The following is a 25,685-nucleotide window of genomic DNA, read 5'->3' as shown; positions in this document are numbered from 1 at the left end:
GCGGTCATTCAGTCGTCGATTCCGGCTTCGACACGTACGTCTCGAGCCGGGTGATCGTGTCGCCGTCGGCGGTGCACTCGAACACGTCGACGAACCCGAACAGCTCGTCGCCGTCGTCGGCGAGCAGTCGACCCTGAACCGCCTTCCCTCCCCGGTTTGCGTACGTTCGTTCCACGACGTGTTCGGTGGCGGTCATCGGCCGCTCATCCCGCATGAACGCGACGAACCGCCCTCTGCCATCGAGCGTCCGATCCGGCCGGTCGTGGACGAACTCGGGATCGAGGAGATCGGCCAGGCGGTCATACTCGCCAGCGTCGATCGCGGCGTAGTAGGCCCGAACCGTCCGATCGGCTCGATCGGATGCGTCCGGTCGGTCACCGTCCGCTGCCCGACCGCCCTCGGCCGACTCGTTCGACCGGTCAGAGGCGACGTGTTCGTCCATGATCTCACGTTCGGGAACGGGACTGAAAAGCGAGCGGGTCGGCGATTCAGGTTGTCCGGCGAGTCACGGAGTGGTAGAAAAGAGTCGAGTCGAACGGGAGAGTCGAGTCGAACGGGAGAGTCGAGTCGAACGGGAGAGTCGAGTCGATCAACTACACGGCGAGATCGTCGAACTCCGCGGCCGACGTTCGGGTGCCCTTCGAGATGACGACATCGCCGACGTCAAGCGTCGTGTCGATATCGGGACCGATCAGCCACCCCTCATCGGGACGCCGGATCGCGAGGACGCTCGTCGAGATGTCGGTTGCCGGGACGCCGTCGCTCACCTGCGTTCCCGCGAGATCGCTTCCCTCTCGGATCGTCGTTCGGGTGATTATCTCGTCGGACTCCTTGACGGCCATCTCGACGACGGGATGGACGTCGAGATCCCGAACCACGCCTTCCGTGATCTCGAGTGCGGCGTCGGAGATCTCCTCGGTCGCAACGCCCAGATGGATGAGCCCACGGAGGGAGACGGGGTCGTCCGCCTCCTTGGCAGCACGGAGCGTCCACGCCTCGAACCGCGACTGGAGTGCGTCGACCTCGACCTCGAGGTTCGTCACCTCCTCGGCCAGCTCCTCGTTGTCGAAGAGGACGGAGCCGTACGCCAGATCGACCGCCAGCTCGGAGAGGTTCTTCATCAAGACGATCGAGTCGACGGCCCGCTCGAGGTCGTCGATCGCGGGCTCGACGGGTTCTCTCGGCTCGAACGCCTCGCCCGTCAGCTCTGGGTACACCTCGGAGACGCTCGCCTCCGGGCCGCGAAGCAGCGTGATGTCTCCCTCCTCGATCCGTGTCTCCGGGCCGGGGTTGAGGATCCAGTCGTCGTCGCGGCGGATGGCGATCACTCGGACGCCGGTCTCCGACTCCATATCGATCTCCATGAGCGTCCGGTCGACGTATCCCGAGTTGCCGTCGACGGTGCCACGGACGAGGGTCTCGACGCCCTCGGAGAGCGCGCCGCGCATCGCGTCCGGCAGTCCGATCTCCTCTAACACGATCTTCGCGATGTCGCCCGCGGCGTCGGACACCTTGTCGGCGGCAGCGACGACGCCGAGCACCGGGGCCAGCTTCTCCACCTCGTTCGGGTTGCGTGCCGCGAGCATCAGGCTCATTCGAGCGCGCATCTGGAGCACGTCCATCTTGTTCTCCAGCTCTATCACCTCGTGGGCGACGGTCGGGCTCCCGTGGAGGACGGCGGAGTACGACAGGTCGATGAGCAGCTCCGCGGTGTCTTTCATCTCCACGAGCAGGTCCTTGACGCTCGCGGGCTCGTATTCGACCGTTTGCGGGGGGTCGCGTCCCTCGAATCGTCCCATGCGTCACAACTCATCGGCTCCGAGTAAAAGACTTGTCACGCCGTATCGATGGGCAGTCGGCCACCTGTCACGCCGCGTCGATCGGCAGTCGGCGCCGGTTCCGAGCCCGACTACCGGACCGCGTCGCCGGCGACGTACCCGATCGTCACGTCGTCCGCGACGTCTCTCTCCGTCGTGCCCGTCTCGACCGGCCTCGCGAGGTCGACGAGCGCGAACCAACGAAGCAGTCGGTCGGCACGGTCGCGCCACGCCGACTCCCAGTCGGGATCCCGCGCCCGATCGTGTCGCGGGACGGCGTCGCGCGTCGCCTCGAACAGCTCCGTGGCGGTCACCGGGTCGGACGGAGCGGCGTCTCGAACGACCTCGAGGGCCGTCGGCGCGAGCAACACCCCGTCCGTGAGCCGCTCGCGAACCCGCTGCGGAGTGGGATCCGCTTCGGTCCGTCTGAACCCTCGGGGCGTCTCCTCCACGAGCCCGAGCATTCGGAGGAACGCGAGCCAGTCGTTCGCCGCCTGCCGGTTCGGCAAGCCACACCGGTCGTGGAGACGGACACAGCAGTCGTCCTCGCTGCCGGGGACCAGCGGGACCGCCCGCTGGAGCTCCCGCACTCGGGAGAGCTCCGCCGGCGGCTCGGGAACCGGCTTGAGTCGCATCAGCGGTAGCCGAACGACTCCGCGAGCAGCTCCTCGTCCGTCTCGCCGGCGGTGTACACCGGTCCGTCGACGACGTCCACGGTCACTTTGGCGGGAGCGAACACGCTCTCGGGCACCTCGTAGAAGTCCCAGCCGGACTCCTCGAACACCTCGATGAACGGCGTTCCGTAGTCGTCACGCACGGTCGAGACGAGCTGATCGAATCGGTCGTCGTCGCGGGCGACCTGGAGGTGGACCTCGCCGCCGTACGCCAGCGCGTCGTTCGTCCGTCCCATCGCGAGGTCCTCGTCGCGAGTTACCGGCGCGATCGGTGCGGCTCCGGACGCGTGAAGGACGTCCGTCGGCTCGTACCCGATCTCGAACAGCCGGAAGACGGCAAGTTCTGCCGCCCGGGCCGCGGTGGCGACGGAGCCCGCCGTAGAGCCCGTGGCGTACGTGGGAAGGAACACGCCCTCTGGGTCGACCTCCGAGAGGTCGGCAACGTGTTCGGCGACGGCGTCGTCGGGCAGCGCGGTCGATTCGATGGTGAGCGTGGCGAACTCCGAGGAGTCGTAGTAGCCGATCTCCTCGAACTCCGACTCGCGCCCGACGAGCGCCCGGGCCGGTCCCGCGCCGAGCCCCTCGAACCCGTTCTCGAACGCCAGCTCCCAGCCGGCCTTCTGTGAACACAGCAGCGCTACCGCAGGATGGTCCGTCGACAGCTCGACGTACCCCCGTGGCGCGCCGGCGACCTCACCCATGCGCGTCCGGACGTTCGCGAGTCCGGCCGTCTGTATCTCGGCCAGCAGCAGTCCGGCCTCGACGCCCCCGACCGCGTCGACGCCGAAGTCGATGACGGTCGCGCCGTTGTCGAGTTCGTAGCCGACCACGTCCAGCTCACCCGCGAAGTCGAGCGCCTCGTCGACGAGCTCGATCGCGGTCCGATTGATGCTCTCCATACCGGTCCTGCGTGCTCCGGGCGTAAGGGGTTTTTCAGTCGGTTCGGACCGACACCGCCGGATCACCAGAATCCGTCCGAGCCATCGGGCTCGCCCGGCCCGCCCGGCCCCGACGGTCGCGGGTCGGGATCGATCTCGACGAGCTCCGGCTCCGGTCGCGGGTCGACCTCGCGGCCGTCCTCGTAGCGAACGAACGATAGATAAAAAGGCTCGCCGCAGCCGAGTCGATCGGTGTCCGATCGTTCGGCGTCCGGCTGTGAGGGTTCTGATCGTCCGGTGTCCGGCTGATCGGGCTCCACCTGCTTCGGCATGCCGTCCGAGTTCTGCTGGGTAGCCTGCGACGGTCGCCACTCGACGCCGTCGCTGTCGCCACAGACGAAGCGAACGCCGTCGACAGCGGTGGTGTCGTCGTCGAACGGCTCGGTCGGTTCGACGTAGCTCCATCCCGCAAGCGGGTACGGCGTCACCGCCTTGTCGGCGAGATACCCCTCGCGCTCGACCGCGACGAGCGTTTCGCAGTGCGGACAGTAGTAGGTGACCGGATACGGCATACGAGTCGTACGCGCTCGGGTTATAAGCCGTCGTCGCCGACGCTGTACTCCCACCGAACTGCGAGTACCGATCTGCTGGCGCCGTGGCGAACTCGACTTAATGCGACGATCCGTGCCTCTCGTCCAGTGGTTTCAGGATGCTCGAACCCGAACGGATCGCATGGAGCTGTTCTGGCACCGACGGGACCTGCGCATCGCGGACAACGTCGGTCTCGCGACCGCGGCCGACCGCGACGAGACGGGCCCCGTCGCGCCGGTGTTCGTGTTCGACGACGACGTGCTCGCTCACGCGAGCGACGTCCGGGTTCGTCGGCTGCTCGACGGGCTCGCGGCACTTCGGGCGGCGTATCGCGAGCGCGGGAGCGACCTCCTCGTCGCCCGCGGCGACCCGGCCGAGATCCTCCCTGCCCTGGCCGAGCGTGTGGACGCGGAACGCGTCGTGTGGAACCGTGACTACTCCGGGCTCGCTCGCGAGCGCGACGCGCGAGTCCGCCGCGCGCTCGCCGCGGTCGACGTCAGACGAGAGGCACACCACGACGCCGTCCTGCACGAACCCGACTCGATCCGCACCAACGCCGGCGACCCGTACTCCGTGTACTCGTACTACTGGAAGAAGTGGCGCGACCGCGCGGTCGACCCGCCCGCACCGACGCCCGAGGGCGACGCGCTCGCCTCGACGGCGGCGCTGTCGGAGCTGACGTCGACGGAGACGACGTCGACGGAGACGACGTCGACCCGCTCCGACGCCGTCGACGTCGCAGTCGGCGAGCTCCCGACGCCGGCGGATCTCGGCTTCGCGGAACCCGACGTCGACCTCGATCCGGCCGGCACCGACGCGGCTCGCGAGCGGCTGGAGGCGTTCCTCGACGACGACGTGTTCGGCTACGCCGAGGACCGCGACTACCCCGCGCGGGCGGCGACCTCGCGGCTCTCCGCGCATCTGCGGTACGGCGAGATCGGCGTTCGCGAGACGTACGCGGCGACCGAGGAGGCGCGTGTCGCGGCGTCCGACCGCCCGGAGACGGACGCCGAGGAGAGCGTCGAGGAGTTCCAGGCACAGCTTGCGTGGCGGGAGTTCTACACCCAGGTGCTGTATCACAACCCCGAGGTGGTGACGGCGAACTACAAGACGTACGAGGAGGGGATCGACTGGCGCGACGACCCCGAGGAGATCGCGGCCTGGAAGCGCGGCGAGACGGGGTATCCGATCGTCGACGCCGGGATGCGGCAGCTGCTCGCGGAGGGGTACATGCACAACCGGGTCCGGATGATCGTCGCCTCCTTCCTCACGAAGGACCTGCTTTCCGACTGGCGGCACGGCTACGACCACTTCCGCGAGCATCTCGCCGACCACGACACCGCCAACGACAACGGCGGATGGCAGTGGGCGGCCTCGACCGGGACGGACGCCCAGCCGTACTTCCGGATATTCAACCCCACGACGCAAGGAGAACGCTACGATCCCGACGCCGAGTACATCACAACGCACGTCCCGGAGCTGCGTGGCGTCGACCCCGAGCTGATCCACGAGTGGCCCGATCTGATGGCCGTCCAGCGCGCGAACGCCGCGCCGGAGTACCCCGACCCGATCGTCGACCATGGCGAGCGGCGGGAGGCGGCGCTCGCGATGTTCAAGCGCGCTCGCGGCGAGGATCCCGACGAGTAACGCGGACGATCCACTGCGAGCTCCGTCAGTGACCGGTCGTCGTCGTACCCGTGATCCGCTCGGTCGTGGGCAACACACTTGCCCGCCGGTAGTTTGTAAGGGCACATGGATATCGACGTGCTGCTGTACGACGGGTTCGACGAGCTCGACGGGATCGGCCCGTACGAAGTGTTCGATTACGCGATCGGCTACGCCGGAGAGACGTCCGGCGGCGACGCCGGTCGCGTCCGCTACGTCACGCTCGAGGACCGGGAGACGGTGACGGCGAGCCACGGGACTCGTGTCGGCGTCGACGGCGTGCTCCCCGACCCGGAAGCGCGGGACGCGCCGGATCTCCTCGTCGTCCCCGGCGGAGGCTGGAACGCCCGCGATGAGGAAGCGAGCGCGTGGGCGGAAGCACAGAAGGGGGCGATCCCGGCGGCGCTCGCCGACTACCACGAGGCCGGTGTCCGGATCGCCACCGTCTGTACGGGCTCGATGCTGCTCGCCGAGGTCGGGATCACTGACGGCCGGCGTGCGGTCACCCACGCGGGTGCGATCGACGACCTCCGCGACGCCGGCGCGGACGTGGTCGATGCGCGCGTCGTCGACGACGGCGACCTCCTCACGGCCGGCGGGATCACCTCCGGGCTCGACCTCGCTTTACACGTCGTCGAACGGGAGTTCGGCGAGACGATCGCCGACCGCGTCGCGACGGTCACCGAATACGAGCGCCGATATGAGGTCGTATAACGGAGTCGGGGCTACGTCGCGTCCGAGCGGACGGGTTCGGCCCCCGACCCGTCGACGGTGATGACCGTACAGTCGAGCTTCTCCCGGAGGTACGAGTCGATGTCGGGGTCCGAGAGCAGCTTCTGGACCATCCGTCGCCAGCGACCCGCCTGCTTCGAGCCGATGACCACGACGTCGGCCTCCTCCGCGGCGATCTCTTCGAGGATCGTCTCCTCGACGAGAAACCCCTTCCGGACGACGTAGCGGGCGCGGTCGATCGGCCCGAGGCGGCGCTCGACGGCGCGTTTCAGCTCCGTCCGCGTGACGTTGTGGCTGTTCTGGTAGAGGTCGACGTGGAGGACTGTGAGGTCGGCGTCACGCTCTTCCGCCACCGCGACCGCTTCGCGGAGCGTCGCCTCCGAGTGTGCCGACGGCGGATATCGGACCGGAACCACGACCAAACTCATACCAAAGCCGACGCACGCGGCATGTAAATACACTGTCGGTAGGCGACTCCTTCGCGCCCGGGCAGAGATCGGCCCAGCCGGGACCCGGGAGCCGCCGACACCGTTTCGCGACTCCCCAACCAGCGCTCCAGTCACGACTCGTCCGTCAGCGACCGTTCCGTCTCGAGCGCACGTCGCGTCGGCTCATCTATCTCGACGAGATGGCACAGCGGGTTTCCGGGATACACCACCGGGTTCTCCAACACGCCGATCAGCAGGCCGGTAAACGGTGCCTCGACGGCGACTGCGGCCTCCTTGAACGGGTTCGTGATAGTCGCGATCCGGTCACCCTCGCGAACGAGCGAGCCGCTCTCGTAATGGGTATCGACGATCCCACCGGAGTCGGCGCGAAGCCACGTCTTCTCGCCGGAGCCGGCGACGATCGTCCGCCACCCCGGCCACCGCACGGTGTCGGCTGTGAGCAACTCGTACTCCGCGAACACCGACCGGACGCCCGCGAGCGCGTCGTCGATGAGCTCCCGCTGGAATCGATGCGCCTCGCCCATCTCGATCGTGATCGTCGGAGTGCCGTCGTCGGTCGCCTCCCCACGGAGCGTCCCGCTCGGGCCCTCGCTGTCGAGGATCACGCTGGAGCCGAACGACATCGCGAGCCGGTAGACCGCGTCGTCGGCCATGTCTCCTCGGACGTGCAACATGTTCGTCCGCCCGCGCGTCGACGTGTGGAAGTCAAGCCCGAAGTCGCACGGCTCGATGAAGTTCGAGTAGATCCGGTGGGCCATTCGGTTCGAGCTCGTCGAGCCGGGTTTGCCCGGAAACGACCGGTTGAGATCCCTGTCGTACACGGGGAGGTATCGCTGCTGTGCGAGAAAGCCGGGGACGTTCAGCACGGGCAGACAGACGAGCGTGCCGGCGAGTTCGGAGAGATCCCACTCGTGGGCGACCTCGCGAACGACCTCGATACCGTTGAGTTCGTCCCCGTGAGCGGCCGCGGAGAGGAATGCCGTCGGTCCGTCCCGCTCGCCGTTGATGATAGTCACCGGGATCCGAACCGGATCGCCGAGGTACGTCTCGCTGATTCCGTAGCGGATGTTCTGGGTTTCACCCGGCGCGACCGCGCCGCCGTTGTACGTGAAACCCCCGTCATCGCTCATGCCACATCGGAGCAGGAGCAGGCGTTTATATATAGCGACCCGCCGTCGTCGCCGCCCTGCGAGTCGATCGGACGTATTTTTACGGCGGCACCCACACTGAATATCATGACTCAGGACCCGGTCCGTGTGGGTGTGCTCGCGCTACACAACAGCAAGGAGACGAAAGCGATCTGCAACGCGGTTGAGGACCTTGGTCACGAGCCCGTCTGGCTACGCGAGGAGAACGTCGCGATCAGCGTCGACGACGGCGACGTCGCCGTCGAGCCCGCAGTCGACGTCATCGTGAATCGTCTGCTGCTGTCGAACACTGACCAGCCTGCCGAGCTCCTCGGGCTGGCAAAGACGTTCGAGCGGATCCGTCCGACGCTGAACGAGCCCGACGCCGTTCTCACGGCGATCCACAAGTTCGCGACCGCCGCCACCCTCGCCGACTGGAACATCCGCGTCCCCGACGCACTCCTCGCGCTGTCGAACGACCGGCTCAACGAGGGTCGTGAGGGGTTCGGGGAGGTCGGCGTGTACAAAACCGCGATCGGGACCCACGGCGGCGGCACGTGGAAGGTCGATCTTACCGACCGCGTCAACCCGAAAGTGGGAAATCGACAAGCGTTTCTCCAGCGACTCATCGACCGGGACGACGAGGAACACCGCGACCTCCGCGTGTACACGGTCGGCGACGAGATCGTCGGCTCGATGTACCGCTACGCGCCGGAGGGCGACTGGCGGACCAACGTTGCGCTCGGCGGCGCGGTCGAAGACGCGACCGACGGCATGCCCGAGGAAGCAGCAGAAACCGCGCTTTACGCAACAGAGGTGATGGGACTCGACTACGCCGGCGTCGACCTCATCGAAGGGTACGACGGCTGGTACGTGCTGGAAGTGAACCCGACGGCCGGGTTCAAGGGATTGTTCGAGGCGACGGGTCGGAGTCCGGCCCCGTACATCGCCAAACTCGCCGTGGAGACGGTCGACGGCGGTGTCGACGACGAGCAGGTCGACCGACTCGCCGCGACGCTCGACGACTCCCGTCCGTCGTGTGCGCCCGTGCCGAAGCAGATCCCGGACGAACAGCCCACGATCGGCTACATCGAGGAGGTCGTCGCGACCGGCACCTCCGGGTCGACGCAGGTGCTCGCGAAGTCCGACACGGGCGCGACGCGAACGAGCATCGACACGTCGCTCGCGGCGGAGATCGGTGCGGGGCCGATAAAAAGTATGACACGCGTGAAGTCCGGCAGCGTCAAGGGTGGGAAGGCTCGCCCGGTCGTCGACCTCGTGATCGGCGTCGGCGGCAACCAACACACCGTCACCGCGAGCGTCGAGGACCGTGGCCACATGGAGTATCCATTGCTTCTCGGCCGCGACATCCTCGAGCACTACAGCGTCGACGTGCGCAAACGTGCCGATGCCGACCCTGCGGAGCGCGGCGAAGCTGCGGAACGGCTCGAAGAGGAAGAGGAGTAGTCGAAGCGGTAGCCGACGGCCGAACACCCCGACATCTTCCCTGATCTTATATCTGAAGTCGACACATCCCGCCGCGTGACCTGACCGCAACCACGCGACGGGCCGCGGGTGTCCGACGTCACCGTCGCGTGATCCTCTACGGGGACCGGAGGCGGAGCACCGGGACCGTCCGTCTCGCAGACGTCGGCTGTTCGCCACCCGCACTCGAGAGCGACTGCGCCGTCACCGCGCTTTCTCGTCGGTTCACTCCGATTCGTACGCCGCCCAGACGTATCGCGTTCCGTAGCTCCGATACGGCCGCCACGCCTCGGCGATCTCGCGCATCGCCGGGCGCGACAGCTCCTCGCCGTCGGCGTACAGCTCCTCGATCCCGCGCCGAACCGCGAGGTCGCCGAGCGGAAACACGTCCTCCCGCCCCAACGCGAACAGAAGGTACATCCGCGCGGTCCACCCACCGATGCCGGTGATGCTCGTCAGCTCCGTCAGGACCGCCGCGTCGTCGACTCCGGAGAACCCCTCCCGTGTCAGGTCGCGCTCGCGGAACGCTCGTGCGGCGGCGCGCAGGTATCGTACTTTCGTCTCGCTGACCCCGGCGTCTCGGAGGCGACCGGCGTCGGCGTCGAGCACCCGATCGGGCGTCACGTCGTTGTCGAGTACCGCGAACGCTCGCTCGCGGATCGCGGTCGCCGAGGCGGTCGATAGCTGCTGGTTGAGTATCGACACGCAGAGTCGCCGGAACGCGTCGTCCGCGGGCTCGACGGTCAGCCGTCCGTGTCGGTCGACGAGCGACGCCATCGTCGGATCGGAGCGCAGCGTTCGCTCGACCTCCTCGTTCATCGTCCGGCGTTGGTGCCGTACGCGCAAGTGGCTTTCGTGACACTGCGTTGTCCACCGTTTTTCGTGACACCGCGTTGCCCACCGGTTTGCGTGACACTGCGGTACCACCGGCTCGCGACCGACGGCGTCGAAACCGTCAGTTCGCGACCCCGATCGACCGGTGGAGTCCGCCGGACGTCACGCTCGATAATGAACACTACGTAAGTTTCTCGTTCCAAAAAGGGAAACGTTGAACCGAAACGGTTCCGACCGGACCAACATGGAGCTCGAAGACGTCAACCGTGTAGCGGTGCTCGGCGCGGGGAACATGGGCCACGGGATCGCCGAAGTTGCTGCACTCGCCGGCTACGACGTGTCGCTGCGCGATATCAACGAAGAGCTCGTTCAGGACGGCTACGACCGGATCGAGTGGTCGCTCGGCAAGCTCGCCGAGAAAGACCGGATCGACGACGACGAGGCCGACGCCGCGCTCGACCGGGTCGAACCGTTCGTGGATCTCGCGGACGCGCTCGACGGGGCGGACGTCGTGATCGAGGTCGTTCCCGAGAAGATGGAGATCAAGGAGGACGTGTACGACGAGGTCGTCGAGCACGCTCCCGAGGACGCCGTCTTCGTGACGAACACGTCCAGCCTGTCGATCACTGGCCTCTCGGAGGTGACGGACCGGCCCGAGCGGTTCTGCGGCATGCACTTTTTCAATCCACCGGTGCGCATGGATCTCGTCGAGGTCATCGCCGGCGAACACACCGCCGAGGAGACCCTCGATCTGATCGAGTCGCTCGCCGAGTCGATGGAGAAGTCGCCGGTTAGAGTCCACAAGGACAGCCCCGGCTTCATCGTCAACCGAGTGCTCGTCCCGCTGATGAACGAGGCGGCGTGGATCGTCGAGAGCGGCGATGCCACGATCGAGACGGTCGACTCGACGACGAAGTACGACATGGGACTGCCGATGGGGTCGTTCGAGCTCGCCGATCAGGTCGGCATCGACGTCGGCTATCACGTCCTCGAGTACATGCACGAGGAGCTCGGCGAGGCGTATCGCCCGTGCCCGCTGCTCGCAGAGAAAGTGGCGGCCGAAGAGCTCGGGAAAAAGACCGGCAAGGGGTTTTACGACTACGAGAACGGCGGCGCGGAGATCCCAACGGACGCGGTCGATGAGGACGTTCGCCACCGCCTGCTCGGGCTCATGGCCAACGAGGTCGCGGGACTGATCGGCAACGACGTGGCCGACGCCGACGCCATCGACCGCGCGGTGAAGCTCGGTGCGGGCTTTCCCGACGGGCCCGCGAAGCTCGCCGCCGACGAGGGACTCGAACGGTTGGTCGACGTCCTCGACGACCTTGCGGACGAGACGGGCGAAAAGCGGTACGAGGCGACGGCGTACCTGCGCGAGGCAGCGGACTCCGGCGGGTTCCATGGCTCGGCGGACGGCGAGGCGGCCGATGACGGCGACGCCGGTGCGTACGACGCGTACGACGCGATCTCGGTGTCGGTCGACGAGCGGGTCGGACACGTCGAGATCGACCGTCCCCACCGGATGAACACGATCAGCGACGAGCTGCTCGACGAGCTCGCGGACGCGATCGATCGTCTCGACGGCGACGACGACGCCCGGGCGATCCTGCTCACCGGAGCCGGCGACCGCGCGTTCTCCGCCGGCGCGGACGTCCAGAGCATGGCCGCGGGCGGCGGCGACCCGATCCACGCGGTCGAGCTATCACGGAAAGGACAGCGGACGTTCGGGAAGCTAGAGGAGTCGGACAAGCCGGTCGTCGCCGGCATCGACGGCTACTGTCTCGGCGGCGGCATGGAGCTCGCGACGGCGGCGGACCTCCGGGTCGCCTCGGACCGTTCGGAGCTCGGCCAGCCCGAGCATAACCTCGGCCTCCTTCCCGGCTGGGGCGGCACCCAGCGACTCGCCCGGATCGTGGGTGAGGGGCGTGCAAAGGAGATCATCTTCACCGCGGAGCGGTACGACGCCGAAACGCTCGCCGAGTACGGGTTCCTCAACGAGGTCGTCGACAGCGACGAGCTCGACGAACGGGCGTGGGAGCTCGCGACGGACCTCGCCGCCGGACCGCCGATCGCTCAACGATACACCAAACGCGCGATGCACGCCGGACGCACGGACGGCGAGGCCGGACTCGAGGTCGAGGCCCAGGCGTTCGGCCAGCTCATGAACACTGACGACCTCATGGAGGGTATCACGGCGTTCATGGGTGACGGCGAGCCGGAGTTCGAGGGGAAGTAGCGCGAGCGGACGCGATCGAGTCGGTGTGACTGCGATCCGTCGCGGCGGGGCGATCGACCCGCCTAGACGTACCCTTCCTCGACAAGCAGCTCGGCGTTGAGTAACGATGCACCCGCCGCACCGCGAACCGTGTTGTGCGCGAGACAGTTGTACTTCAGGCCGGTCGCGGAGCGCTGGAGACCCCCGGCGACGATCCCCATCCCGTTCCCGTACGTCCGGTCGAGCCGCGGCTGTGGACGGTCGGGGTCGTCGTCGTCGAACACCTTGATCAGCTGGTCCGGCGAGCTGTGAAGGTCGGCGCTTTCGAGCCCTTCCATCGCCTCCCGGACCGCGTCGAGCGACGGATCCTCCGAGAGCTCGGCGAACACGTTCTCCAAGTGGCCGTCGAGCGTGGGGATCCGATTACAGGAGGCCGCGACGTCGGCGTCGTGGAGGGAGAGCTCCGCACCGTCGAACGATCCGAGCAGCTTCCGGGACTCCGTTTCCATCTTCTCCTCCTCGCCGCCGATATGCGGGATCGCGTTGTCGATGATCTCCATCGACGTGACGCCGGAGTAGCCGGCACCGGAAACGGCCTGCAGCGTCGAGACGTGAACGCTTTCGAGGCCGAATTCATCGAGTGCGGCCAGGGTCGGCACCATCGTGATCGTCGAGCAGTTCGGGTTTTTTACCAGCGCGCCGTCCCAGCCGCGCTCGTCGCGTTGCACGTCGATGAGCCCGAGGTGGTCGGGATTGATCTCCGGAATGGTGAGCGGAACGTCCTCGGCCATTCGGTCGTTCGAGGAGTTCGAGGAGACGACGTACCCCTCATCCAAGAACGCAGGTTCGATCTCCGCGGCGACGCCGGACGGGAGTGAGGAGAACAGCAGGTCGACGTCCGCGTCCGCGATTCCGTCGGGAGACGTTTCGACGACCTCCATCTCGGCAACGTCGTCCGGGATCGGCGTGTCGACTCGCCATTTGGCGGCGTCGCGGTACGTCCGTCCCGCGCTGTCCGCGCTCGCGGTGACTGCCGCGAGCTCGAACGTCGGGTGGTCGTCGAGCAGTTGGATGAATCGCTGTCCCACCGCACCGGTCGCACCGAGGATACCGACTCGTACAGACATTGTGCGGTAGTCCGTCACAGGAACGTAAGTGCGTTCGGATACGCGCCGACAAGTGCGTTCGGATACGCGTCGAGATTAAATCGCGTGCACGCGAGTCGTCCAGAAATCGCGAAACGCGTCCTCGAGCGCCGCCTTGGGCGGTCCGGTGGCGTCGGAGACGTCGGTGTGGTCGGCGTGTTCGCGGACCTTCCCGAGCACGCTGCGTTCGCCGACGACCACGATGCGCTCGACGTCGGACGCGACGGCAGAGAGGGCGTCTTCGGCCTTTCGGAGGTGGTCGTCGATCTGTCCCTCGCGTCGTCGCTCGAACCGCCCCTGCGAGAATCCGCCTTTCGAGTGTGCCTCCGTTATCTCCGATGTGAACCCCTCGAAGTCGACGCGCTCGTCGCCCTTGTAGGTCCCGAGAGCGAACGTGTCGGAACGGACCAGTGCGAACGCGAACCGTCCGGTCGGACGGAACCACTCGGTGTCCAGCCGAAACCGGTCACTCCACGCGTCGAACGGGTCCGGCGGCAGCGGCGGCGAGAGCGCGGCGCTGACAACGCCGGCGTCGTCCGCGACGACGACCGCCGGAGCCGCACGGCGAACCAGCCGACTACGGTCCCCGAACTGCTCGACTACGGACGACGGGACGCCGTCCGCGTCGGGAACTGCTGCCGTGAGCAGTCCCTCCGGATCCGTCGACTCGATCCCCCGTATTCGTTCGAGCACGTCGACGAGGCGGTCACCACGGAGGTCGCCCACGCGACGAAACTCCACGTCGTCCTCGTCGGACTCGGCACGCTCCAGTTTATCCTCCATCGACTCGATCCGGTCCTCGAGCCGGTTCACTCGCTCCTCGGCGCGCTGTCTGTCGGCCACGGCGTCCGACCGACGCTCCGATTCGGCCTCGACGCGCCGCTGGAGGTGGTGATTCTCCTCTTCCAGCTCCTCGATCTGCTCTTTCAGCTCGGCGCGACCGAGCAGCCTGTCGATCATGTCCGACCGGTCGGCCGCGTCGGATAAAAGTCCCGTCGTCCGCTCCGACCGGATTCGGGCGAGATCGCTCGATGTCGGCACATCGAACCGATCAGCACGCAATCAGGCGTTCGAGAACGGCTCCCATCCCTCCCACCGAAGGAGGTGCTCCGCCCGGTCGGCGTCCGCGAGCAACACGTTGCGCGTCTCGGGGAGGTGCTCGTCCGCGATCGCTCGGGGAACCGCCAGCGTGCCGCTCGGAACGCCGTCGTCGCCGCCAACGGGGATGTGTCCCGCATCGAGTTTCATTACGAGCGGAGTGTCGAGTCGCTCTATCCCCGTTCCATCGGCATACAGCTGCTCGTTTACGCGTTCGTGGTCGGTCCGCTGGATGACGGCATGGTCGCCGTCATGTGGCTCGACGTACAGTTCCCCCAGGTAGTATCCGCTCGAGAAGCGTTCGAACATTCTGTGCGAGGTATCCTCTACCACGATCACTGATAAGCGTTTCCGGAAATCCTTTTATCGTCGTGCAATTCGCGCCCGATACAAACCGCACCGTCCTGACCAGACCCAGGCCACCCCGACCTCCCCTACCCGACCCGTCCCGTCCTTCGCGACCCGACCCGTCCCGATCCGATCCACACGAGGCGCTCCGTCGAACCGAGGAACTAGCGTCGCACAACCACGCTTGCCCCGCAATTTAACATCTCATCGGTCGAACGTCCAGATATGTACGATCGGATCCTGTTACCGACGGACGGAAGCGAGGGTGTGGACCGAGCTGTCGACCACGCGATCGACGCCGCGGACCGCTACGACGCGACGCTGCATGTGCTGTTCGTCGTCGACAGCGACATCGTCAACGCCTATCCCGGCGACGAGTACGTTCACGAGGCGGAGGGAGCTGAAGCCACGCTGGAGGATCTCGGCGAAGAGGCGGTGGAAAGCGTCGCGGAACGGGCTGCGGAGGCGGGCGTCGAAACCGTCACCGCGGTGATCCACGGGACGCCTCACGAGGAGATCCTTCGGTACGTCAACGAGCAGGATATCGACCTCACGGTGATCGGCTCGAAGAACCGGCCCGGGGACTACCGACGCATGCTCGGCTCCGTCACGGAGCGCGTCTCCCGAATGTCGACTGCACCCGTCAGCATCGTGAAGACGACGGTGTCGGAGTAGTCGAACACGAGCGGGGCAGAACCCGTTCGGACCGCGGATAACGAAAATTCGTTCGGGCAGCATACCAGAACGGTTACTACGCGGTCTCCCTAGAGCACACTCGAAGCCGAGAGCATGATCGATACCCTCCTTCGCGTCGACGTTGCTCTGTTTCTGGTGATCGGGCTGTTCGGCGGAGCCCACTGTATCGGGATGTGCGGTCCGCTCGTCACCGTCTACGCCGGAAAAATGAACGAGAACCGGTCCGAGTCGCGAGGCCATCTGACGACATACGAGGTGCGCCAGCATGCGCTTTTCAATCTGGGACGGACCGCGAGCTACGCGCTCATCGGCGGACTGTTCGGGCTCGTCGGCAGCCTCGTGTTCGTCGCGTCGGACACCCTCGTCGCAGTAACGGACCCCGTTCGAGGGGTCGTGGGCGTCGCGATCGGCGGCATCATCGTCCTGCTCGGGATTCGGTACGTGCTCGGACGGGCAGCTCCCGGCCTCCCGCTGTCGCTCGGGCCTGCCTCGACGCTCGTCGCGTGGCTCACGGAGCGGGTGAGCCGCCTCGCGAACGGTCCAGGGATCGTCGGGCTCGGCGCCCTTCACGGGCTGCTTCCGTGTCCGATTCTGTACCCCGCGTTCCTGTACGCGTTCGCGACTGGGGATCCTCTCAGCGGTGCCGTGGCGCTAGGTGCGCTCGGACTCGGAACGTTTCCGGCCGTGTTCGCGTACGGAACCGTCATCGGGAGCGTCGACGCGGTGCATCGACGACGAGTCCACCGGCTGCTCGGCGTTGCGTTCGTCGTCCTCGGCTACGTCCTCCTCGCGCACGGACTGATGTCGTTCGGCGTCCACCTTCCGCACCCGGAGCTGCCGCACTACCAGCCCCTCGGTGGCGGACACGCCCATCACTGAGGGCGGCGGAGACGTCTACCGGGCGTCGAACGCCTCGACGACCGCCCGGACGTCGTCTGCGACGCGGTTTCGGTCGAAATCCTCGCCGCGATACGCACGCTCGACATTCCCGTCAGGATTGACGAGCAGCGTCACGACGACGTGCGCGAAGTCGTACCCCTCGACGCGGTCGCTCTCCGTCTCGCGCTCGAACCCCATCCCGAGCCGCTCTTGGACGATCTCTTTGGCTTCCGCGGGCGTCTCAGGACGAAGGTAGTGCCAGTTGCCGGCGTCGAGATCCGCTCCGACGGTGTCGGCGTTCTCGCGGAGCGTCTCCGCGTCATCGCGTTCGGGGTCGAACGTGATCGGATAGAAGCCGACGTCGTCGGCGAGTCCCGCCTCGGCGACGAGACCCTGCACGCCGACGAGCTGGTTGAGGAGGATCCCGCACTCCGCGGGACAGAACGCGAAGAAGGCGGTGAACAGCGCGGTTCGGTTGAGCTCCGCGGTGTCGACCGTCGTTCCGCGGATCGGGTCCTCGAGCGCGAACTCCGGGAGCGGTTGCCCGTACGCCGGGTACGCCAGCGCATCGCTGTCGGCGAGCTGGTCCTCCTGTGGGTCGAGCACGACCCCGTCGGGGGCGTCGTCGAACAGCCGCGAGGTACATCCTGCGAGTCCTGCGGAGGCGGCGATGCCGACGCTCCCGAGCAGCGACCGACGGTTCATACACCGCGTGGTACGGTGTGAGCGCGTTTAACGCGTCTGGTGTGCGCGACGAACGGCCGGGCGGAGACCGCCGACGGCACCATGCGAGGACGCGCGCAACGCGGCTTCGGGATGGAGCAACTCCGCCCGTTCAAAGCGGCGAGTAGTACGGGATCGGCGGATGTGGAAGCGGCACGCCGATCGTCGCGAGCCCGTGCTGTAGCGGGATGTAGCCGAGGGCGACGAACGCGACGCCGAGAACGCGGTGCATCCGTAATCGACTCTCGCGGCTCACCGACTGGAACAGGGTCCCGGTGAGAAACATCGCCGGGATCGTTCCGAGCCCCAGCGCGGCCAGCGCGACCGCCCCGCCGGTCGGGCTCCCCTGCACGAACGCGTACAGGAACGCGGGGTACAGCAGTGGGCACGGGAGCAGTCCGTGGGCAGCACCCAGACCGGCGATCCGCGCGTCACCGACCCACGCGTCGACGCGGGGGACGATACGACCGGTGACGACTCCGGAGAGCCTGTCCAGCCCCGGGACCGGGATGGACTGCAGCTCCAGTCGCGCGGCGTACCGGACGCCGATGGCGATGATGACGCCGCCGACAACGATGCCGGTGACTGCGTGAACGTCCCGTGCGATCGTCGTCACGCCCCGTCCCGTCACGAACACGAGACTGCCGGCGAGTCCGAACAGCCCGCCGATGAGCGTGTAGCTCGCGGTCCGTCCCAGATTGAACAGCGCGTGTTGACGAACCTGGTGGACGGTGAGGTCGTCGCCGCGTCTCCCTCCCGCCCGCATCCGGTCGGCGTACGTCGTGACGAGCGGACCGCACATCCCGATGCAGTGGGCCCCACCGAGCAGCCCGATCAGGAGGAACACGACGAGTCCCAGCGGTTCCGACGCGTGTATCGAGTCGGACGGTGTGCACATCATGGCGTCGGAGAACGGGAGCAGCGGGTCGGTGAGAGACGGGCAGTCGATCGTGGAGAATGGATGACCGACTGTGAGGGGTCGGCCGCAGATCGCGAGCGAGCGACGCCGGGCGGCGAGGTTCCGTCGACCACGCGTCAGCTACGGACTGGTCGCGCATAACCGGTCTGGTGCGATCGGCGAACGACGACCTGGCCACGAACGATCTGCGTGTGGCTTCAAGTCCGAAGTTGCGAGTCTCCCCACGTCTTCAATGGATAGATCATACCAACTCTTGACAGAAACTGGCTGCAAGACTTGGAATCGGAGGCGAAGCGGGAGAAATCGGCAGGATAGTCGGGCAAAAAGTATCGTTTATCGCTGTCTGCTGGTGCTTCTGTGGTGACGGCTCGCTTCTGGTGAGATAATCACTGGTGATGGGAGCGGGGTGTTCTCGTCAGAGCACCCCTTTCTGCGGTGCCCTCAGAGGGTGTATATATTACCCCAATCATGGTAGTGTGTAAGCACACTATAATTTATCAGTGGTGGTCTCATAGTCTCGTCTATGAGTAGTGAAAGCGTTGATTCCGAGAGCAAGGTCTCGGGGAATCAGGCGAACATTCCTGCCCGCATTCGCCGGGAACTCGACATTGACGACGGGGACAAACTTCGCTGGCACATTGAGGACGACGGCACGCTCCGCGTCCAGATCGTCCAGCAGCGGAGCGGTACGTTCGACAACTTCGACGGCTACGACGGCGATCAGACGACTGAACTCCAGAGTGACCACGACACATGGGGCGTCGGTGTCGAATAAATGCCACGCGCACTCGTGGATACGACTGTTCTTTTCGCGGCAGCGTACCGCCGTGACAGTGCACATGATGATGCCCTGCCTATTCTTAGAGGCATTGACACCGCCGATCTCCCGGAAGCAGTAGTTCTTGATTACGTACTCGCAGAGACCCTTAATGGCCTAACGACGCATACGAGTCACGAGGCCGCTGTCGATTTCCTCAATCGGGTGGAGGAGAATACACGATTCCACATCGACTCCCTGACAGCAGACGAGTTCGCCGCGGCAAAAGCGCTCTTCCGGCAGCGTGAACGCTTCTCGTTCGTTAATGCCTGTATTGTCGCGTACATGCAGGCGGAGGGGCTCGGGTATCTCTACGCGTTCGACGACGATTTTGATGCTGCCGAAGATGTATACCGTCTCGACATCGCAACGAACCCGTATCAACCAGAGTGACCGATACGCGCCCTGCATCTTGCACAGATTCTAGAAAACAAGTTGGATCTGGCAGTTTGATTGAGGGATGCTGTACTCGCAGGTCCACGGTTGAAACTACACGTGATCGACCTCACGCGAGCACGAGCCACAGCTGGCCGCCACCGGCCGCGACGATCAGCGCGCCGGCGACCCGAACCATCGACGAGGAGAAACCGGAGACCCACCTGACTCCGGCGTCGTATCCGGCGGCAAGCACGACGGTGACTGCGAGAAGAAGCGCCGCGAACGGCACCGTCAGTCCGGCAAACACCCCGACCGTTTCGACGGGCGGGAGCGCGAGCGACTGCACGACGACCGCGAGGAAAAGCGGCGCGACACAGCCGGCTGCGGCGACCGCGTACAGCGCACCGAACAGTCCGAACCCGGTCACCGTCGCTCGCCGTTTCGGAAGCGGCACGTGAGCGCCGAAGTCGACATCGAGAAGCACGACGGCTCCGAGCAGGACGAGCGCGACGCCCACGCTGACTTCGAGCGCGGGCAGCACGGACCGGAGCGTGTTTCCGACGACGGCCGTGACCGCCGCCAGTGCCGCAAACGTGATGACGGCTCCGACGACGGCCGCGCCGCCGCGGACGACAGCGCCCGCGAGCGGCGGGTCGTCTCCGTCCGTCGCCGAGACGTAGTACCCCACGTAGCCGGGAAGCAGCGCGTACGCACACGGCGAAAAGAACGCCGCCACTCCGACGCCGGCGGCGAACGCGACCGTCCCGAACGGCTCCGTCATGGTCGTGTCGACACGGCGCTCATGCAGTCTCGATGACCTCGATCAGTGTTTCCTCGTCCAGTACGCCGGCATCCGCGTACACGACCTCGTTCGCGGCGTCGAACACGACGGTGTACGGGACCGCGGAGGCGTCGAGCGACGTTGTGAGCTCCAGCTCCGAGTCGAGGCCGACGGTCCACGCGCCGTCGTGAGTACGCCACCAGTCGACGACGTCGGAGCGCTCGACTGAGACGCCGACGGGCTCGTTCGTCACGGACACGAACTCGGCGTCGACCGCGTCGTGCACCGTCCCGAGCGTCTCCATGTACGTCGCGCACGTCGAACACCACGTCGCAAAGAACTCGAGCACCGTCACCGCGCCGGGTTCCGGAACGCGTCGGTGGCCCGCGTCGCTGCCGGGCGCATCGAGCGTCTCGATACGTACCGGTGACACCGCGTCGTCGTCGCGTCGCCGGAACACGGCGACACCGCTCCCGACCACCCCGAGTCCGCCGAGCGTCGCGAGGAGATTACGTCGTCGCATCGATATCTCGATCGAAGGATAACCGAGCGAACCGTTTCCGGACGCTCAGTCTTGGACCGTTCACGTTCATTCTTACGGACGCATGGATTTATCGGGTGTGGTATGCGCGTCGACCGAGACCGCTCGTCATCACTCCATCCGTGTGGCGCCGAGCCGAAACGACCAACTCGTCCCCGGCCGACCCCTCAACAATGAAAGCGATCAAGGACAGCGTCCACGGTCACGTGCGTCTCGACCCCGTCGCCGTCGATCTCGTCGACACGCCCGCGTTCCAGCGCCTCCGGCACATCAAGCAGCTCTCCACCGTCCGGCTCGTGTATCCCTCCGCGAACCACACCCGCTTCGAGCACAGTCTCGGCGTGTACCAGCTCGCTCGACGGGCCGTCGAGGGGCTCGGGCTCGACGAGGACACGGCGGCACACGTCCGGGCCGCGGCGCTGCTTCACGACGTCGGTCACGGGCCGTACGGCCACCAGACGGAGGGTATCATCCGTCGCGAAACCGGGCGGGACCACGACGAGGTCGCGTGGCTGCTCACCGACCCGAACCGGAAGGTCTGTGACGTGCTCGAACGACATGGGCTCGACCCGGAGCGCGTTGCGACCCTGATCGCGGGAGAGGGGGGGATCGGGGCGCTGATCTCCGGTGAGCTCGACGTCGACAGGATGGATTATCTCGTTCGTGACGCCCATCACACCGGAGTGCCGTACGGCACCGTCGACACCGGGCGACTCGTGAACGAGCTTCGGCTGGCCGACGGCGGGGATGTCTCTGCGACGATGTCGACGACGACGGCAGGCGTCGCCACTGCAGACCTCGTTCTCGGTGAGGGGAACGTCGCAACCGCGGAGAGCCTCCTCCTCGCGCGGTCGCTGATGAACGCGATCGTGTATCGCCACCACGTTTCTCGGATCGCGGGCGCGATGCTGGAGCGTGCCTGCGAGCGCTATCTCGACCGGTCGGAGACGACCGTTCCGGAGTTTCGGTCGATGGCCGACCACGACCTCCTCGTCGCGCTCCGCGAGACGGTGCCGGAGCTCGGTCGGCGGATAGAGCAACGGGATCTGTTCAAGCGCGCGGCGTGGGTCGCGCTCGACGACGTGCCGGCCGGAACCGTCGACGCCGACCACGACGCCGAGCTGGCCGCAGAACGCGAGATCGCCGACGCGGTCGGGATCGACGCCGAGTTGGTCGTCGTCGACATCCCCTCGCGGCCGGGACTGAAGGAGTCCGGATCGACGGTCGTCGTCGACGGCGTCCCGCAACGGCTCGAGGACGCTTCGGAGCTGGTGTCCGGTCTGCGTGCCGCGGAGCGTAGCCGCTGGCGACTCGGCGTCTACTGTCCGGAGCGCCACCGAGATGCGGTCGGCGACGCCGCCCGGCAGGTGCTTGGAATCGCGGCCTGATACGTCCGCGCCCAGGGAACTCGCGTTCGCTCCGGCCTGGCCGGTCGATGCCGTGTGTATTTAGGTGGCCCGGAACGCATGCGTCGGTAGCGCCGTCCACCCGCCGACACGACCGTCGCGGGCGATCCCGACCACCATGCAACAGTATCTCGACCTCGTCGACGACACGCTCTCGACGGGCACGTACAAGCCGAACCGAACCGGCGTCGACACGATCGCGACGTTCAGCGCGCACCACACCGTCGACCTCTCGGAGGGGTTTCCCCTCCTCACGACCAAGCGAATGGACGGGTATCGCTGGAACTCGCTCATCCACGAGGTGCTCTGGTACCTCTCCGGGGAGGAGCATATCAGATCCCTCCGTGAGGAGACGAGCATCTGGGACGCGTGGGCCGACGACGAGGGACGACTCGACACCGCGTACGGCCGCTTCTGGCGTCGATACCCGGTTCCGGACGGTGGGCTGCCGGGCGAAGCGTGGCCCGACGACGCGGATCGCTGGATCACCGTCGAGGAGCCGAGCGGAGCGGAGTACGGCGCAGACGACGCGCCGCGCCGCACGTTCGACCAGATCCAGTACGTGCTCGACACGCTCGAGGAGCATCCGAACTCTCGACGGATGGTGGTAAACGCCTGGCATCCCGCCAACGCCGCCGTCTCGACGCTGCCACCGTGTCACTACACGTTCGTGGTCAACGTTCAGGGCGGACGGCTCAACCTCCATCTGACACAGCGGTCCGGCGACGTCGCGCTCGGGATCCCGTTCAACATCGCCGCCTATGCGCTGCTCGCGAACGCGATCGCCGGACAAACCGACTTCGAGCTCGGGGCGTTCGGACACACGATCGTCGACGCACACGTGTACTGCGGCCAGGGCGAGCGCGGCCGGTGGTACGCCGAGAACCTCTCAGCGCTACAGAGCCGACTAGCGGACGTCGAGGATGATACCGACTATCGGTCGGTGCGGGCGTGGCTGGAGGATGCCGCGCCGGCGGAGGCGAACGGCGAGGAGGGGTACGACCACGTTCCCGGCCTGCTCGAACAGCTCTCGCGTGAGCCGCGCGAGAGACCGCGGATCGAGATCGCGGATAAGCCGCTCGATGAGCTGACGTACGAGGACATCCAGCTCGCCGACTACGACTGCGCGGACGGACTGACGTTCGCGGTCGCGGAGTGATGACTGACGCCAACTCGCGGCCCCCGGAGACGGAAGGCGTCGACCTCGTGCTCGTCGCCGCCGTCGCCGAGAACGGCATCATCGGATCCGAGGAGGGGATGCCGTGGCATTACCCGGCCGATCTCGAACATTTCAAACGGCTTACGACCGGTCATCCGGTGATCGTCGGTCGGACCACCTACGAGACGATCATGGACCGGATCGGCGGTCCGCTCCCCGATCGGTACAACGTCGTGTTGACGACACAGGATCTCGATCTCCCCGAGGGAGCCGTCGTCGCGTCCGATCCGAGCCGTGCCGTTCGACGAGCGGGCGAGGCCGCTGCCGACCTCGGAGTGGAGACGGTGTTCGTGATCGGCGGTGCGGCCGTCTATGCCGAGTTTCTGCCGGACGCCGACCGGATGGTGATCACGGAAATCCCCGACTCGCCGGACGGGGACACCCGATTCCCGGAGTGGGACGAGGAGGCGTGGATCGAGGTCGGCCGGGAACACGACGGGGAGCTCGCGTTCGTGACGTACGAACGAAGCGAGTCGTAGGAACGCGCTTTCCCGATTCGAGACGCAGGATCATCCTCCGTGACGCCCGGATCCACACCTCGTTTCCGGTGGAGGCTTATCCGCAACGGCCACTACACGATCACGTACAACCTCCATTCCCCCTCGTGAGCGACGGACGCCCGACATCGATCACGGAGCAGGCTCGTTCTGACGATTGATCCGTCGGGTAACGTATGATATCAAATCCGTGCGCACGGTTCTGTGACATCCTCACACCATGTAGTAAATATTAAATTATGCTTGATTCATAATCATCGTGCACCGGAGCGCGAGTGTATTTGTTTGTGACACATTAACAAAGCACTCAAATACACTCCGAAAGAACGTAGCTCATGAGCGATGACGAGCGGTCGGGGGTGACGAACGCCGCGAACTCCGAGAGCGAAGTTCCACTTGATCTCATCCCGCTCCACTCGACGAATCTTCTCACTGTACTTGATACGGACGGCATCATTCGATACGAGAGTCCCTCCATCGAGCGGATGTACGGGTTCGATCAGGAGGCGCTGATTGGCGAGCACGTTGCCGAGTACTTTCATCCGTCGGATCGCGAGCGCGTCGTAGACGCGTTCAAAGCCGTCGTTTCGAGCGAGGAGTACACGGTCGAAGCCGTCGAGTATCGACACGAGCGGCCCGATGGGACGTACACGTGGGTCGAGTCCATCGCGTCAACGAACCCCACCCCCGAGGGACAGTACGTGATCAACACGCGGGCGATCTCCGAGCGAAAACGCCGAGAACAACAGCTGGAACGATTCCGACGGGCGGTCGAATCCACCGCTCACGCGGTGTTCATCACCGACCACAGTGGCCGTATCGAGTACGTGAATCAGGCGTTTGTGGATGTGACGGGGTACGAGCCCCAAGACGCTATCGGACGAACACCTCGCATTCTGAAATCCGGCGAGATGGACGCGGAATACTACGAGGAGCTGTGGACAACCATCCTCTCGGGTGACACCTGGACCGAGGAGATCGTTAACCGTCGAAAATGTGGTGAGAGATACCATGCGTCACAGACGATTTCACCGATCATCACCGACGGAGAGGTGTCCGCGTTCGTCGCCGTCCAAGCCGACATCAGCGATCGGAAGCAACGCGAGGAAACGCTCAGAACGCAAAACGAGCGTCTGGATCAGTTCTCATCCGTCGTCTCTCACGATCTTCGAAATCCACTGAACGTCGCTGAAGGTCGGCTGGAGCTCGCACGCGAGGAGTGTGACAGCGACCATTTGGAAGCGGTGAGTCGAGCACACGATCGAATGGGGTCGTTGATCGAGGATCTCCTCACGCTTGCCCGGGAGGGCGAGACGGTCACCGATGTCGAACCCGTCGATCTGGCGACGATGGCCACCGACTGCTGGGCGACCATCGAGACGGCGGATGCAACGCTCATCACCGAAGCGGAAGGGACGATATACGCCACCGAGAGCCGTCTCAAGCAGCTGTTCGAGAACCTCTATCGTAACGCGATCGAACACGGGAGTGCGGACGTGACCGTAACAGTCGCGGAGCTGGACGACGGCTTCGTCGTCGAGGACGACGGAGCGGGTATCCCCGAAGACGACCGGGATGACATCCTCGAAGCGGGCTACTCGACGGCACGGGACGGAACCGGGTTCGGACTGAACATCGTCACGCAGGTCGTCGATGCCCACGACTGGGAGCTGCGAGTCACGGAAAGCGCCAGCGGCGGCGCACGATTCGAGATCACCGGCGTTGCGTTCGATACCGGATAGCTACGCCAGTTATGCCCTCCAAATCGGGA

General features: G+C 66.0%; 27 protein-coding genes. 12 read left to right on the top strand and 15 right to left on the bottom strand.

Annotated elements, in window-relative coordinates; all coding sequences use genetic code 11:
- Window positions 1-4: 4 nt before the first annotated feature.
- The 5 genes from ACYQ0R_RS03605 to ACYQ0R_RS03585 all read right to left on the bottom strand — a co-directional run bounded on the left by ACYQ0R_RS03605 (window position 5) and on the right by ACYQ0R_RS03585 (window position 3,941).
- Complete coding sequence (locus tag ACYQ0R_RS03605) at window positions 5-442, bottom strand: nuclear transport factor 2 family protein (protein WP_459820965.1); 438 nt, start codon at window positions 440-442, stop codon at window positions 5-7.
- A 151-nt stretch (window positions 443-593) separates the two neighbouring features.
- Window positions 594-1,799, bottom strand: coding sequence for a potassium channel family protein (locus ACYQ0R_RS03600; protein WP_459820964.1), 1,206 nt, complete (start codon window positions 1,797-1,799; stop codon window positions 594-596).
- A 110-nt stretch (window positions 1,800-1,909) separates the two neighbouring features.
- Entirely contained in the window at window positions 1,910-2,452 is a 543-nt protein-coding gene (locus ACYQ0R_RS03595; protein WP_459820963.1) for a double winged helix-containing putative transcriptional regulator, read from the bottom strand.
- On the bottom strand, window positions 2,452-3,390 hold the full coding sequence (gene mch, locus ACYQ0R_RS03590) for a methenyltetrahydromethanopterin cyclohydrolase (protein ID WP_459820962.1): 939 nt from the start codon (window positions 3,388-3,390) through the stop codon (window positions 2,452-2,454). Before mch ends, ACYQ0R_RS03595 begins: the two co-directional genes overlap by 1 nt.
- Before the next feature lie 62 nt (window positions 3,391-3,452).
- Window positions 3,453-3,941 carry a DUF7969 family protein gene (locus tag ACYQ0R_RS03585; protein WP_459820961.1) on the bottom strand — a complete coding sequence of 163 codons (489 nt, stop codon included), beginning with the start codon at window positions 3,939-3,941 and terminating at the stop codon, window positions 3,453-3,455.
- A gap of 160 nt (window positions 3,942-4,101) precedes the next feature.
- On the opposite strand from ACYQ0R_RS03585, the gene ACYQ0R_RS03580 reads away from it, so the two are divergent.
- Together ACYQ0R_RS03580 and ACYQ0R_RS03575 are read left to right on the top strand one after the other, a co-directional pair.
- Window positions 4,102-5,607 (top strand): cryptochrome/photolyase family protein, encoded by a 1,506-nt coding sequence (locus ACYQ0R_RS03580; RefSeq protein ID WP_459825655.1) that lies wholly within the window; start codon window positions 4,102-4,104, stop codon window positions 5,605-5,607.
- 105 nt (window positions 5,608-5,712) lie between these two features.
- A complete protein-coding gene (locus ACYQ0R_RS03575; protein WP_459820960.1) occupies window positions 5,713-6,339 on the top strand; it encodes a DJ-1/PfpI family protein in 627 nt (208 codons plus the stop codon).
- Window positions 6,340-6,350: 11 nt separating this feature from the next.
- Here the strand turns inward: ACYQ0R_RS03575 and ACYQ0R_RS03570 are convergent, their stop codons facing one another.
- Both ACYQ0R_RS03570 and ACYQ0R_RS03565 read right to left on the bottom strand, forming a co-directional pair.
- Window positions 6,351-6,785 carry a universal stress protein gene (locus ACYQ0R_RS03570; RefSeq protein ID WP_459820959.1) on the bottom strand — a complete coding sequence of 145 codons (435 nt, stop codon included), beginning with the start codon at window positions 6,783-6,785 and terminating at the stop codon, window positions 6,351-6,353.
- A gap of 131 nt (window positions 6,786-6,916) precedes the next feature.
- Entirely contained in the window at window positions 6,917-7,936 is a 1,020-nt protein-coding gene (locus ACYQ0R_RS03565) for a succinylglutamate desuccinylase/aspartoacylase family protein (protein ID WP_459820958.1), read from the bottom strand.
- 105 nt (window positions 7,937-8,041) lie between these two features.
- Here ACYQ0R_RS03565 and ACYQ0R_RS03560 point away from each other — a divergent pair, with 105 nt between their 5' ends.
- Window positions 8,042-9,400, top strand: coding sequence for a putative ATP-dependent zinc protease (locus tag ACYQ0R_RS03560; protein ID WP_459820957.1), 1,359 nt, complete (start codon window positions 8,042-8,044; stop codon window positions 9,398-9,400).
- Window positions 9,401-9,643: 243 nt separating this feature from the next.
- Here the strand turns inward: ACYQ0R_RS03560 and ACYQ0R_RS03555 are convergent, their stop codons facing one another.
- Entirely contained in the window at window positions 9,644-10,237 is a 594-nt protein-coding gene (locus ACYQ0R_RS03555; RefSeq protein ID WP_459820956.1) for a DNA-3-methyladenine glycosylase family protein, read from the bottom strand.
- A 259-nt stretch (window positions 10,238-10,496) separates the two neighbouring features.
- Here ACYQ0R_RS03555 and ACYQ0R_RS03550 point away from each other — a divergent pair, with 259 nt between their 5' ends.
- Window positions 10,497-12,488: a 3-hydroxyacyl-CoA dehydrogenase/enoyl-CoA hydratase family protein gene (locus ACYQ0R_RS03550; protein WP_459820955.1), complete on the top strand. Its 1,992-nt coding sequence runs from the start codon at window positions 10,497-10,499 to the stop codon at window positions 12,486-12,488.
- Window positions 12,489-12,550: 62 nt separating this feature from the next.
- Here the strand turns inward: ACYQ0R_RS03550 and asd are convergent, their stop codons facing one another.
- The 3 genes from asd to ACYQ0R_RS03535 form a co-directional block, all read right to left on the bottom strand.
- Window positions 12,551-13,594: an aspartate-semialdehyde dehydrogenase gene (gene asd / locus ACYQ0R_RS03545; RefSeq protein ID WP_459820954.1), complete on the bottom strand. Its 1,044-nt coding sequence runs from the start codon at window positions 13,592-13,594 to the stop codon at window positions 12,551-12,553.
- Between the two features lie 75 nt (window positions 13,595-13,669).
- Window positions 13,670-14,572 (bottom strand): Vms1/Ankzf1 family peptidyl-tRNA hydrolase, encoded by a 903-nt coding sequence (locus tag ACYQ0R_RS03540; RefSeq protein WP_459820953.1) that lies wholly within the window; start codon window positions 14,570-14,572, stop codon window positions 13,670-13,672.
- 102 nt (window positions 14,573-14,674) lie between these two features.
- The gene (locus ACYQ0R_RS03535; RefSeq protein WP_459820952.1) at window positions 14,675-15,019 is read right to left on the bottom strand and encodes a DUF5802 family protein; all 345 of its coding nucleotides are present in this window, start codon (window positions 15,017-15,019) and stop codon (window positions 14,675-14,677) included.
- A gap of 264 nt (window positions 15,020-15,283) precedes the next feature.
- Between ACYQ0R_RS03535 and ACYQ0R_RS03530 the strand changes: the two genes are divergently transcribed.
- Window positions 15,284-15,733 (top strand): universal stress protein, encoded by a 450-nt coding sequence (locus ACYQ0R_RS03530; RefSeq protein ID WP_459820951.1) that lies wholly within the window; start codon window positions 15,284-15,286, stop codon window positions 15,731-15,733.
- A gap of 114 nt (window positions 15,734-15,847) precedes the next feature.
- Complete coding sequence (locus ACYQ0R_RS03525; RefSeq protein WP_459820950.1) at window positions 15,848-16,633, top strand: sulfite exporter TauE/SafE family protein; 786 nt, start codon at window positions 15,848-15,850, stop codon at window positions 16,631-16,633.
- 15 nt (window positions 16,634-16,648) lie between these two features.
- On the opposite strand, the gene ACYQ0R_RS03520 is transcribed toward ACYQ0R_RS03525, so the two are convergent.
- Window positions 16,649-17,338, bottom strand: a complete 690-nt coding sequence (locus tag ACYQ0R_RS03520) for an SCO family protein (protein ID WP_459820949.1) — start codon at window positions 17,336-17,338, stop codon at window positions 16,649-16,651.
- A gap of 130 nt (window positions 17,339-17,468) precedes the next feature.
- On the bottom strand, window positions 17,469-18,254 hold the full coding sequence (locus ACYQ0R_RS03515; RefSeq protein WP_459820948.1) for a sulfite exporter TauE/SafE family protein: 786 nt from the start codon (window positions 18,252-18,254) through the stop codon (window positions 17,469-17,471).
- Window positions 18,255-18,798: 544 nt separating this feature from the next.
- Between ACYQ0R_RS03515 and ACYQ0R_RS03510 the strand changes: the two genes are divergently transcribed.
- Window positions 18,799-19,050, top strand: a complete 252-nt coding sequence (locus ACYQ0R_RS03510; RefSeq protein WP_459820947.1) for an AbrB/MazE/SpoVT family DNA-binding domain-containing protein — start codon at window positions 18,799-18,801, stop codon at window positions 19,048-19,050.
- Window positions 19,051-19,485 (top strand): type II toxin-antitoxin system VapC family toxin, encoded by a 435-nt coding sequence (locus ACYQ0R_RS03505; protein WP_459820946.1) that lies wholly within the window; start codon window positions 19,051-19,053, stop codon window positions 19,483-19,485.
- A gap of 112 nt (window positions 19,486-19,597) precedes the next feature.
- On the opposite strand, the gene ACYQ0R_RS03500 is transcribed toward ACYQ0R_RS03505, so the two are convergent.
- Together ACYQ0R_RS03500 and ACYQ0R_RS03495 are read right to left on the bottom strand one after the other, a co-directional pair.
- A complete protein-coding gene (locus ACYQ0R_RS03500; RefSeq protein WP_459820945.1) occupies window positions 19,598-20,251 on the bottom strand; it encodes a cytochrome C biogenesis protein in 654 nt (217 codons plus the stop codon).
- 19 nt (window positions 20,252-20,270) lie between these two features.
- Window positions 20,271-20,774 (bottom strand): TlpA family protein disulfide reductase, encoded by a 504-nt coding sequence (locus ACYQ0R_RS03495; RefSeq protein ID WP_459820944.1) that lies wholly within the window; start codon window positions 20,772-20,774, stop codon window positions 20,271-20,273.
- 191 nt (window positions 20,775-20,965) lie between these two features.
- On the opposite strand from ACYQ0R_RS03495, the gene ACYQ0R_RS03490 reads away from it, so the two are divergent.
- The 4 genes from ACYQ0R_RS03490 (at window position 20,966) to ACYQ0R_RS03475 (ending at window position 25,656) form a co-directional block, all read left to right on the top strand.
- Window positions 20,966-22,180, top strand: a complete 1,215-nt coding sequence (locus ACYQ0R_RS03490; RefSeq protein WP_459820943.1) for an HD domain-containing protein — start codon at window positions 20,966-20,968, stop codon at window positions 22,178-22,180.
- Window positions 22,181-22,316: 136 nt separating this feature from the next.
- Window positions 22,317-23,357 (top strand): thymidylate synthase, encoded by a 1,041-nt coding sequence (gene thyA / locus ACYQ0R_RS03485; RefSeq protein ID WP_459820942.1) that lies wholly within the window; start codon window positions 22,317-22,319, stop codon window positions 23,355-23,357.
- Entirely contained in the window at window positions 23,357-23,896 is a 540-nt protein-coding gene (locus tag ACYQ0R_RS03480; RefSeq protein ID WP_459820941.1) for a dihydrofolate reductase, read from the top strand. The genes thyA and ACYQ0R_RS03480 overlap by 1 nt, the downstream gene beginning before the upstream one ends.
- A 353-nt stretch (window positions 23,897-24,249) precedes the next feature.
- Window positions 24,250-25,656 carry a PAS domain S-box protein gene (locus ACYQ0R_RS03475; RefSeq protein WP_459820940.1) on the top strand — a complete coding sequence of 469 codons (1,407 nt, stop codon included), beginning with the start codon at window positions 24,250-24,252 and terminating at the stop codon, window positions 25,654-25,656.
- The last annotated feature ends 29 nt before the right edge of the window (window positions 25,657-25,685 follow it).

The organism is Halorubrum luteum, from assembly GCF_054652935.1.
This window is presented reverse-complemented; position numbering and strand designations above follow the sequence as displayed.

What these genes read in the sequence shown, in the direction of transcription:
- ACYQ0R_RS03525 (WP_459820950.1), top strand. Translation starts at nt 15,848, where the DNA reads ATGATCGATACCCTCCTTCGCGTCGACGTTGCTCTGTTTCTGGTGATC.
- ACYQ0R_RS03510 (WP_459820947.1), top strand. Translation starts at nt 18,799, where the DNA reads ATGAGTAGTGAAAGCGTTGATTCCGAGAGCAAGGTCTCGGGGAATCAG.
- ACYQ0R_RS03580 (WP_459825655.1), top strand. Translation starts at nt 4,102, where the DNA reads ATGGAGCTGTTCTGGCACCGACGGGACCTGCGCATCGCGGACAACGTC.
- asd (WP_459820954.1), bottom strand. Translation starts at nt 13,594, where the DNA reads ATGTCTGTACGAGTCGGTATCCTCGGTGCGACCGGTGCGGTGGGACAG.
- ACYQ0R_RS03490 (WP_459820943.1), top strand. Translation starts at nt 20,966, where the DNA reads ATGAAAGCGATCAAGGACAGCGTCCACGGTCACGTGCGTCTCGACCCC.
- ACYQ0R_RS03585 (WP_459820961.1), bottom strand. Translation starts at nt 3,941, where the DNA reads ATGCCGTATCCGGTCACCTACTACTGTCCGCACTGCGAAACGCTCGTC.
- ACYQ0R_RS03475 (WP_459820940.1), top strand. Translation starts at nt 24,250, where the DNA reads ATGAGCGATGACGAGCGGTCGGGGGTGACGAACGCCGCGAACTCCGAG.
- ACYQ0R_RS03505 (WP_459820946.1), top strand. Translation starts at nt 19,051, where the DNA reads ATGCCACGCGCACTCGTGGATACGACTGTTCTTTTCGCGGCAGCGTAC.
- thyA (WP_459820942.1), top strand. Translation starts at nt 22,317, where the DNA reads ATGCAACAGTATCTCGACCTCGTCGACGACACGCTCTCGACGGGCACG.
- mch (WP_459820962.1), bottom strand. Translation starts at nt 3,390, where the DNA reads ATGGAGAGCATCAATCGGACCGCGATCGAGCTCGTCGACGAGGCGCTC.
- ACYQ0R_RS03560 (WP_459820957.1), top strand. Translation starts at nt 8,042, where the DNA reads ATGACTCAGGACCCGGTCCGTGTGGGTGTGCTCGCGCTACACAACAGC.
- ACYQ0R_RS03575 (WP_459820960.1), top strand. Translation starts at nt 5,713, where the DNA reads ATGGATATCGACGTGCTGCTGTACGACGGGTTCGACGAGCTCGACGGG.
- ACYQ0R_RS03605 (WP_459820965.1), bottom strand. Translation starts at nt 442, where the DNA reads ATGGACGAACACGTCGCCTCTGACCGGTCGAACGAGTCGGCCGAGGGC.
- ACYQ0R_RS03500 (WP_459820945.1), bottom strand. Translation starts at nt 20,251, where the DNA reads ATGACGGAGCCGTTCGGGACGGTCGCGTTCGCCGCCGGCGTCGGAGTG.
- ACYQ0R_RS03515 (WP_459820948.1), bottom strand. Translation starts at nt 18,254, where the DNA reads ATGTGCACACCGTCCGACTCGATACACGCGTCGGAACCGCTGGGACTC.
- ACYQ0R_RS03565 (WP_459820958.1), bottom strand. Translation starts at nt 7,936, where the DNA reads ATGAGCGATGACGGGGGTTTCACGTACAACGGCGGCGCGGTCGCGCCG.
- ACYQ0R_RS03550 (WP_459820955.1), top strand. Translation starts at nt 10,497, where the DNA reads ATGGAGCTCGAAGACGTCAACCGTGTAGCGGTGCTCGGCGCGGGGAAC.
- ACYQ0R_RS03555 (WP_459820956.1), bottom strand. Translation starts at nt 10,237, where the DNA reads ATGAACGAGGAGGTCGAGCGAACGCTGCGCTCCGATCCGACGATGGCG.
- ACYQ0R_RS03595 (WP_459820963.1), bottom strand. Translation starts at nt 2,452, where the DNA reads ATGCGACTCAAGCCGGTTCCCGAGCCGCCGGCGGAGCTCTCCCGAGTG.
- ACYQ0R_RS03495 (WP_459820944.1), bottom strand. Translation starts at nt 20,774, where the DNA reads ATGCGACGACGTAATCTCCTCGCGACGCTCGGCGGACTCGGGGTGGTC.
- ACYQ0R_RS03540 (WP_459820953.1), bottom strand. Translation starts at nt 14,572, where the DNA reads ATGATCGACAGGCTGCTCGGTCGCGCCGAGCTGAAAGAGCAGATCGAG.
- ACYQ0R_RS03600 (WP_459820964.1), bottom strand. Translation starts at nt 1,799, where the DNA reads ATGGGACGATTCGAGGGACGCGACCCCCCGCAAACGGTCGAATACGAG.
- ACYQ0R_RS03520 (WP_459820949.1), bottom strand. Translation starts at nt 17,338, where the DNA reads ATGAACCGTCGGTCGCTGCTCGGGAGCGTCGGCATCGCCGCCTCCGCA.
- ACYQ0R_RS03570 (WP_459820959.1), bottom strand. Translation starts at nt 6,785, where the DNA reads ATGAGTTTGGTCGTGGTTCCGGTCCGATATCCGCCGTCGGCACACTCG.
- ACYQ0R_RS03535 (WP_459820952.1), bottom strand. Translation starts at nt 15,019, where the DNA reads ATGTTCGAACGCTTCTCGAGCGGATACTACCTGGGGGAACTGTACGTC.
- ACYQ0R_RS03480 (WP_459820941.1), top strand. Translation starts at nt 23,357, where the DNA reads ATGACTGACGCCAACTCGCGGCCCCCGGAGACGGAAGGCGTCGACCTC.
- ACYQ0R_RS03530 (WP_459820951.1), top strand. Translation starts at nt 15,284, where the DNA reads ATGTACGATCGGATCCTGTTACCGACGGACGGAAGCGAGGGTGTGGAC.